The organism is Streptomyces sp. NPDC029216, assembly GCF_040648015.1.
Classification (GTDB): domain Bacteria; phylum Actinomycetota; class Actinomycetes; order Streptomycetales; family Streptomycetaceae; genus Streptomyces.
The window spans coordinates 1-4,654 of sequence record NZ_JBEZWL010000261.1 but is presented as its reverse complement, the minus strand read 5'-3'; the positions used below and the strand labels follow the sequence as shown (position 1 = coordinate 4,654).

The 4,654-nt window shown below is 77.8% G+C and carries 4 protein-coding genes; 1 reads left to right on the top strand and 3 read right to left on the bottom strand.

What is annotated here, in order from left to right:
* Positions 1 to 508 precede the first annotated feature (508 nt).
* The 3 genes from AB0F18_RS38465 to AB0F18_RS38455 are packed head-to-tail and all read right to left on the bottom strand — an operon-like array spanning position 509 to position 2,777.
* Positions 509 to 1,381 carry a biotin-dependent carboxyltransferase family protein gene (locus AB0F18_RS38465; RefSeq protein ID WP_362069982.1) on the bottom strand — a complete coding sequence of 291 codons (873 nt, stop codon included), beginning with the start codon at positions 1,379 to 1,381 and terminating at the stop codon, positions 509 to 511.
* A gap of 2 nt (positions 1,382 to 1,383) precedes the next feature.
* Complete coding sequence (locus AB0F18_RS38460; protein ID WP_362069979.1) at positions 1,384 to 2,001, bottom strand: allophanate hydrolase subunit 1; 618 nt, start codon at positions 1,999 to 2,001, stop codon at positions 1,384 to 1,386.
* A complete protein-coding gene (locus AB0F18_RS38455; RefSeq protein ID WP_362069976.1) occupies positions 1,998 to 2,777 on the bottom strand; it encodes a 5-oxoprolinase subunit PxpA in 780 nt (259 codons plus the stop codon). The genes AB0F18_RS38460 and AB0F18_RS38455 overlap by 4 nt, the downstream gene beginning before the upstream one ends.
* Before the next feature lie 95 nt (positions 2,778 to 2,872).
* Between AB0F18_RS38455 and AB0F18_RS38450 the strand changes: the two genes are divergently transcribed.
* Complete coding sequence (locus AB0F18_RS38450) at positions 2,873 to 4,423, top strand: hypothetical protein (RefSeq protein ID WP_362069973.1); 1,551 nt, start codon at positions 2,873 to 2,875, stop codon at positions 4,421 to 4,423.
* The last annotated feature ends 231 nt before the right edge of the window (positions 4,424 to 4,654 follow it).

Genomic DNA, 4,654 nt, shown 5'->3' with positions numbered 1-4,654 from the left:
GGATTTCTTCCAGTCGGCCGGCCGCAGCCGCATAGCCAGGTGGTCGGCGGTGTAACCCCCGGGACCCCGGGGGCTCCGCCGGGCCGGGGCGGGGCGGAGCCTCGGGTTCTTCAGCCCCGCCGGCGGGGCCGCGGGCCGGGTGGAGCCCGGGGTCCTTCCCGCCCTGCCGGTGTTTGAGCGGGGGCGCAGCATCCGGCCTTCCAGCCCCGCCGGCGAAGCCGCCGGCCGGCCGGAGCTCTGGGGGCTTCTTTCAGCCCCGCCGGCGCTTGAGGCGCGGGCACGGAGCGCCGTGTTTGTAGCCGCGTCGGCGATTGAGGCGCGGGGGTGGGGGCAGCGCCCCCTGGGAACTGGGGGGGGCACCTCCCAGCGGTAGCCGGGGGAGGAAGGGCGGGTAGGGGACCTCCCCGCGCAGCGGCAACCCAGCCGCAGGCCCCGGCCGACCGGCCCGGCCGGTGCGGCGAGGGCCGGCCGCCGGCAGGGCCCGCAACCCCCGCCCGCCCCGGCGGCGTCAGGCCCCGGCGCGGACGAAGCGGACCGCCACCCCCGGCCGGGCCTGCGCGGCGGCGTCCAGCGCCGCCCCCGGGCCGACCACCCCGACCACCGGGTAGCCCCCCGTCACGGGATGGTCGGCCAGGAACACCACCGGCAGCCCGTCCGGCGGCACCTGCACCGCCCCCAGCACCATCCCCTCGCTCGGCAGCTCCCCGCCCCGCGCCCGCACCAGCCCCGGCCCGCCCTCGGTCCGCAGCCCGATCCGGTTCGACGCCGGGGACACCCGGTACGCCGAGGACAGCAGCGCCGCCACCGAGGCCGACGTGAACCAGTCCGCCCGCGGCCCGAGCCGCAGGGGCAGCACCAGCTCCGCCACGGGCGGCCCCGGCACCCCCACCGCGTCCGCCGCGGCCACCGGGGACGGCCCCGCCGCCCCGACCTCCAGCACCGTCCCGTCCGACAGGACCGGCGGCCCCAGCCCCGACAGCAGGTCCGTCGAGCGGCTGCCCAGCACCGCCGGCACGGCGAACCCGCCCCGCACCGCCACGTACCCCCGCAGCCCGGACTCCGCCCGGCCCACGTCCAGCTCCGCCCCCGCCGGCAGCCACACCGGCGCACCCCAGGCCGCCGGGCGCCCGGAGACCCGTACCGCGCACGGCGCTCCCGTCACCGCCACCGTCACCGGGGCCAGGGCGCGCAGCCGGACCCCGTCCAGGGTGGTCTCCAGGGTGGCGGCCCCGGCCGGGTTCCCGACGAGCCGGTTGGCCAGGGCGTGCGCGCCGGTGTCCAGCGCCCCCGACCGGGGCACACCCAGATGCGCGTACCCGGGCCGCCCCAGATCCTGCACGGTGGTCAGCACCCCGGCCCGCACCACCAACAACCCGCCCACCCTCACGCCCCCGCCTCCTCGAACCGCACCCGTACCCCGGGTGCGAACAGTGCCGCCGGCTCCCGGGCCGGGTCCCACAGGACCGTGTTCGTGGAGCCGATCAGCTGCCAGCCGCCGGGGGAGGAGCGCGGGTACACCCCGGCGTACTCCCCGGCCAGCGCCAGCGAGCCCGCCGGGACCGCCGTGCGGGGCGTGGAGCGGCGGGGCAGCCACAGCCGCTCCGGGAGGCCCGTCAGGTATCCGAAGCCGGGTGCGAACCCGCAGAAGGCCACCCGGAAGACGACGCCCCCGACCAGCCCCGCCACCTCCCGCTGCGCGACCCCCCAGGCCGCGGCCACCTCCGCGAGGTCCGGCCCGTCGTACCGCACCGGGACGGTGACCAGCGGACCCTCGGCCTCCGCCAGCGGCGGAACCTCCCAGCGGGCGATCCGCGCGGCCAGCGCCCCCGGCTCCCGCACCCCGTCCAGCAGCACGGTCCGCGCGGCCGGCACCACCTCCCGCACACCGCCCAGCTCGCCCGCGTCCCGCCGGCGCAGCAGCTCGGCGTGGAGCGCGGCCACCTCCCCGGCCGAGTCCGCCTCCAGCAGCAGCGCCTCCCGCCCCACCACCAGGGCCCTCACGCGAACGCCTCCACCCGTACGCCCGCCGCCCCCAGCGCCTCCCGGACCCGCACCGCGAGCCCCGCCGCCCCGGGGGTGTCCCCGTGCAGGCACAGGGAGCGCGCGCGGACCGCCACGGGGGAGCCGTCGGAAGCCGTCACCGCCCCCTCGGCGGCCATCCGGACCGCCCGTGCGACCACCGCGTCCGGATCGTGCAGCACCGCCCCCGGCGTCCCCCGCGGGACCAGCGTGCCCAGCGGGGTGTACGCCCGGTCGGCGAAGGCCTCCGGTACGGCCTCCAGCCCGGCCTCCGCGGCGGCGGCCAGCAGCAGCGACCCGGGCAGCCCCAGCACCGGCAGCCCGGCGTCCCCGGCGGCCAGCCGGACCCCGGCGACCACCGCGCCGGCCTGGTCCGCGTCATGGACCGTGCGGTTGTACAGCGCGCCGTGCGGTTTGACGTACGACACCTTCGACCCGGCCGCCCGCGCGAACACCTCCAGCGCCCCGATCTGGTACGCCACCTCCGCCGCCAGCTCCTCCGCCGGCACGTCCATCGCCCGCCGCCCGAAACCCGCCAGGTCCCGGTACGAGACCTGCGCGCCGATCCGTACGCCCCGCGCGGCGGCCAGCTCGCACACCCGCCGCATGATCGACGGGTCGCCCGCGTGGAAGCCGCAGGCCACGTTCGCGCTGGTGACCACCGACAGCAGGGCCTCGTCGTCCGTGAGCGTCCACCGCCCGAAGCCCTCGCCGAGGTCGGCGTTGAGGTCGATCGCGGCCGCTGGGGATGTGATCATGGAAGCCATGCGGCGAGCGTAGAACAGCGCACGCGCCGCGCGCCGCAGAGGCCTTCCGCGGCCTTCCGCGGAGCCGGGGACGTTCCGGCCGAACCATGCCGTTTGGGATGTTGTCCGTGACACCGCCTAATCTTTTCGACGTGACTCTCCCTGCCCCGGCGAAGACCCTTCCCTCCCCGGCGCCGGGCCCGGCCGCCGACGAGGGCCTCGCCCGGCGGCTGCGCGCCCTCGCCTGCACCGCCCCGCTGCACGACCTCGACGTACGCAAGGCCAACCTGGCCGGCGAGTACGGGGTCTACGCGATGGCGGAGGTCGCGCTGTCCGCGATCGACCTGGTCACGCTCAACATGGACTTCGACACGGGCGCCGACCACGAGCAGATAGTGGCCCGGCTGCTGCCACGCGTCGCCGCCCAGACCCCCGGCCGGCCGGCCGCCGAGCACGAGCGGGTCGCCCGCTGGGTGCTGGAGAACCTGATCAACGTCGGCAGCGTCGACCGCGGCTTCCGCGCGATCTACGGCACCTTCGGCGCCGACGGCGTCTACGTCCGCCGGGACTACGACTTCAAGCTGATCGAGGAGGTCCCCGGGCACGGCGGCGCGGTCTACCTGCGCACCACCGACGAGGCCGTCAACGTCCTGGTCGGCGCCCTCGACACGGACGTCACCAGCGCCCAGATCGCCGCCGAGGTCAAGCTGGAGGTCCTGATCAGCCGGGGCCGGCTCGCCGACGCCCAGCTCGCCGCCGAGCAGGCCCGCTACCGCACCGTCCAGTACGCCGAGACCCTGCGCCGCACGCTCGACGCCACCCGGCGCAACGTCCGCGCGGTCGACTGGCTCCAGGCCGTCCCGGACATGATCGCCGAGGCCCTCGACCACGTCGCCGACCGCTACCGGCACGAGAACGCCATCCTCACCAACATCCGCAAGGCCCGCGACGAGGCCGAGGACCCCGAGAACAAGCGGCGCGCCGCCGAGCTCGTCGACATCGTCAAGGACTGCATCCGCCGGCACACCCAGCTCCAGTCCCGGCTGCTGGACGCCGGCCCGCTCTTCCGCGCCGAACAGGACCGCCAGGCCTTCGCCGCGCCCGCCGCGCGCTCCGGGATCGACCTGTACGGGCAGCTCGTCGCCCCGGTGCTGCCGCTGCCCGTGGCCGAGGCCACCCGGGTCACCGACGCGTTCTTCGCGGCCGGCACGGGCCTGCGCACCCCCGTCTCGGTCCGGGTCGCGGACCTGGTGGAGATCCTGCTGACCCCGCCGCTGGAGCGGGAGCACCTCGGCGTGGAGATGCCCGAGCCCGACCTCATCGCGACCCCGGACGACAGCCGCTTCAGCGAGGAGCAGCTCGCGGCCGCGACCCGCCTCCTGGACCTGCCGCACGACGCCCCGCGCCGCCTGTCCGGCCTGCTCGCCGAGGCCCGCCGCGAGGACCCCGACCTTCCGTACCTGGTGGCCCTGCTCGCCGTCCACGCGGCGAGCCCGGCGGTGGGCACGGCGTACCGCCAGGGCGAGGAGCGCCTGCTGTTCGCGGTGGACGACGGCACCCTGCTGGAGGACCCGGAGTTCGGCGGCGCCGACCTGATCGTCGGCACGGCCCTCCTGGACGCGGCGGGCATGGCGGCGGACCGCGCGGAGCCCTCATGACCCGGCCCGCCCCCGCCCCCACGGCCCTGACCACGGACCGCCCCCGACCCGCCTCCACGACCTCGGGGCGGTCCCCGGCCGCGGCCCGGACTCCTGCCGCGGACCGCCCCGCACCGCCGACCGACGGCCCCGCCCCGCAACCGGCCGCCGCCCCCCAAGGGGGGCGGCCGCCTGCCGGGACGTGCGCACCGCTACGGGAGCCCCCGCCCCCGGCCCCCCGCCCCCCCCCCC

Coding starts and splice junctions, on each gene's coding strand:
- AB0F18_RS38455 (WP_362069976.1), bottom strand. CDS start 2,777: ATGATCACATCCCCAGCGGCCGCGATCGACCTCAACGCCGACCTCGGC.
- AB0F18_RS38450 (WP_362069973.1), top strand. CDS start 2,873: ATGCCGTTTGGGATGTTGTCCGTGACACCGCCTAATCTTTTCGACGTG.